Source organism: Marivita sp. S0852 (assembly GCF_046591575.1).
In the GTDB taxonomy this organism is placed as follows: domain Bacteria; phylum Pseudomonadota; class Alphaproteobacteria; order Rhodobacterales; family Rhodobacteraceae; genus Marivita.
Map to the genome: position 1 here is coordinate 1 of NZ_JBIQWA010000029.1, position 2,938 is coordinate 2,938.

Below are 2,938 nucleotides of genomic sequence, written 5' to 3' on the forward strand. Positions count from 1 at the left end.
ATCGGTGGTCTGGTCGAATATCTGGGGTTTCTGGTGCAACTCGGCCCGTTCACCCGCACGCGGTATATTGACCCCAAGGACGGCGGACGCGGCCCGTACGGCCATGTGGAGACAGTGCGCACAATCGGCCATAGCACGCTGATCGAGGAGTAAACGCGCAAGCTTTGCCGATCAGGTCTTTGCGATAGGCAGCCCCGTCATCCGCCACCTCGACCGCTTCCACATGAACAACCGCAATTGCGAGGGCGAAGCGTATTTCGTCCGCGATATGGGGGTCTATGCGGCCCCGGTCGATGATGATCCGGTGCGCGGGTCGTTGGTACTGAGCCGGTCGGCGTTCATCGAGGGCGCGGAATACCAGGTCGCGCAGGTTGCGACTGGGACGATGAAGGATGCGGCGCCGGCAGATTCTGCCGGGGCCCAGCCCCGCACGCAGACCAGCACAAATCGCCGTGGTCGTTTTGGAGAGCCGTGGTTCTTGCCGCTGCTTGACGGGGTGCTGGGCGGTGCGGTCACGCGGCGACGGATCGAGACGGAGCTGAGCCAGCTCGATCATTATGCCACGACACCCGAGTTGGGATTGACGGCCGGACAGATGGCCGCGCTCGGACGTGCCGCCGACATGATCCGTGGCGGAGCGCTTCCGGCCAGTGATCTCGAGCAGGCGCGCGACATTAAGGACCGGGCCTGGGAGCTAGTCGGCGCGGGTCCAACAGCTTTCGAAGGTCCAGGATTGCTCACCGACGACGATATCGACAGGATTCTCCGCGGTGAGATCACGCTCGAAGAGGCGATGAGGGAGCCTGACGAGGATCCGGAGCCCGAAGAGGACCCGCCGCCGCCTTTCCCGATCCCGTTCCCGCCGGGGTGCGGGTTGACGAGGCCGCATGTTATCCTCTCATTATCCCTTTTACAGTTCCTCAAAACGGGACAAGAGCGGAACTGCAACGCCAGTTGGGATTACAACAGGCGGTTTTGAACAGTAAGAATCCATGTGCGGCGGCTCAGGATATTGCAAACTACACAACGGTTCGGCCCTTTGGAGAACGGGCGCGCACGCTGGAACGTCGTCGATTGATCGGCAATCGCGCTGACCAGTTGCAGGCAATAAATCAAAATTTGACCCGAGGGGAAGCGATGACCAGAGCACGGAGTTGGGCACGAGGACGAGATGCGATTCACACGCTTGATATGGTTGCGGGAGGACATCCAACCACATTTTCTGGCCTGGGTGGAAGTAGCGAGAACCGGTCAATTGGGTCTCAATGGGGTCCGGGTGGTCGGGCACAAACATTGTCAGACTATGCTGTCACACAGTGTCAAAACGGTTGTCCGTTAATGCAAACTCAGTTGACCGTCATCTAGGAGGTCTTATGAATTTTGGATATTTGGCGGAACTTGCAAGCGGAGCGACGACGCTCCAACGCGTTACGTCCGGTGATACGGATGCGTTTATCGGTCGTGTGCCGGATGAGCTGATGTCATTCTGGCATCAAAACGGGCTTTTGTTCTTTCCCGCGTCTGCTTTGACGCTTTGTCTGCCCGATCTCTACGACCCTCATCTCGAACATCTTATGTCTGTTGTCCCGGATTTGCATGCGGGTGATTTCGCCGCTGTTGCATATGACTGTTTTGGGACGACGTATCTTTGGCAGAAGACTGGTCATTTATGGATTTATGATTTGCAAACAGGCCTTTTGGACAATCAAACAGCCAGACGGCAATTGGATGCTGTTCCTGATGACCTGGCGCAGCTCTATGCGGATGCCGGCGTCGAAATGCCATTGCAAGGTGCAGAAGAGCCGCTATTGGCACTGGCGAATGCGCCCGAGGATTTGGGTAACACACTTGCGAACGCCGTGGTTGAAAGTGTCATCAATGGCCATTTGGATGCTGATGGCGTGCCGCTTTTCCCTCAGCTTGTGGAACGGTTTGGCCCTGTTCAGGAAGGCCAAGTGTTTGCATTGATCCATCCAGATAATAGACATGATATTAATTCTTATGAAAAAACCACCATTTCCGACGCTCTGACGAGATGGCCGTTTCAATTGATGGTTTCCATTCAGCGTGCGGGCGGTAATCTGCCAGAGGTTGAAACCAGAATTTACGACATCCCGGAAGGCTGATAGTCTCTGGGGTGGTATGTGGGGAAACACTTTCAGCTTCAGAAAAGCCCACGCATGGTCGCCAGAGCGGTTTGTGGTTGCTGTTGGTGAACTGGACTATGACGATCCTTTCACGGCGCTCTTGAGTTATGACGGAATGCAAACCCAACCTTGGCAGCGTGTGGATGTTCAAAGGGAAATCTACGATCTGGGATTTCTCGCACCAAACTCGGAAGCCGAAGTAACAGACGTTGCTTTGTCAGACGAGGGAGATGTCTACCTAATCCATGACGAACGGGTTGAGCGATCCAAAATTCCCGGTGCGGGTGTGTTGAGCGATGACGCGACGGGTCTAGGGGCCGTTTATTCGCTTGTCGTTCGGGACCGGCAACAGGTTGTGACGGGCCGGTCCCGACAGATGTATGTTCGGAACGGTCGTGGCGATTGGTCGACCCTTTCGGCAGGGGCGATCAAATTGGAAGGCTACGGCAGCGAGGATTTCGGAGACAAGGCAGCATTCCTTTCCGATGGGTCTCTGCTGCTAAGCAGCAGTCAGCGGCCATCTGGCCCGAAAGGCACGCTGATGCAGGACCCCCGTCTTAGGACCAGGATCCATAACCAGTAGATGACGGTTGCAGCGAGGGGGATGTCTGAGAGGAAGACCTTGGGGCAGCGGTCATAGCGTGTCGCCAAGCGCCGCCAATCTTTGAGCCTGCCAAACATGATCTCGATGCGGTTGCGCCGTTTGTATCGGCGCTTGTCATATTTCACCTTCGTCGTGCGCTGCTTTCGGCCACGGATACAGGCGCGTATCCCTTTGTCTTTCAACGCGT

At 56.4% G+C, this 2,938-nt stretch carries 4 protein-coding genes and 1 pseudogene; 4 read left to right on the top strand and 1 reads right to left on the bottom strand.

The window, feature by feature from the left end; translation table 11 throughout:
• Positions 1-223 precede the first annotated feature (223 nt).
• The 4 genes from ACG74X_RS21220 (at position 224) to ACG74X_RS21235 (ending at position 2,730) form a co-directional block, all read left to right on the top strand.
• Positions 224-979 carry a hypothetical protein gene (locus tag ACG74X_RS21220; RefSeq protein ID WP_411237310.1) on the top strand — a complete coding sequence of 252 codons (756 nt, stop codon included), beginning with the start codon at positions 224-226 and terminating at the stop codon, positions 977-979.
• Positions 868-1,365, top strand: coding sequence for a polymorphic toxin type 15 domain-containing protein (locus ACG74X_RS21225; protein ID WP_411237311.1), 498 nt, complete (start codon positions 868-870; stop codon positions 1,363-1,365). Before ACG74X_RS21220 ends, ACG74X_RS21225 begins: the two co-directional genes overlap by 112 nt.
• 8 nt (positions 1,366-1,373) lie before the next feature.
• Positions 1,374-2,126, top strand: coding sequence for a GAD-like domain-containing protein (locus ACG74X_RS21230; protein WP_411237312.1), 753 nt, complete (start codon positions 1,374-1,376; stop codon positions 2,124-2,126).
• A 73-nt stretch (positions 2,127-2,199) separates the two neighbouring features.
• On the top strand, positions 2,200-2,730 hold the full coding sequence (locus ACG74X_RS21235) for a hypothetical protein (protein ID WP_411237313.1): 531 nt from the start codon (positions 2,200-2,202) through the stop codon (positions 2,728-2,730).
• Here the strand turns inward: ACG74X_RS21235 and ACG74X_RS21240 are convergent.
• Positions 2,721-2,938: pseudogene (locus ACG74X_RS21240) on the bottom strand (transposase); the annotation flags it as partial. The gene ACG74X_RS21235 and the pseudogene ACG74X_RS21240 overlap by 10 nt on opposite strands.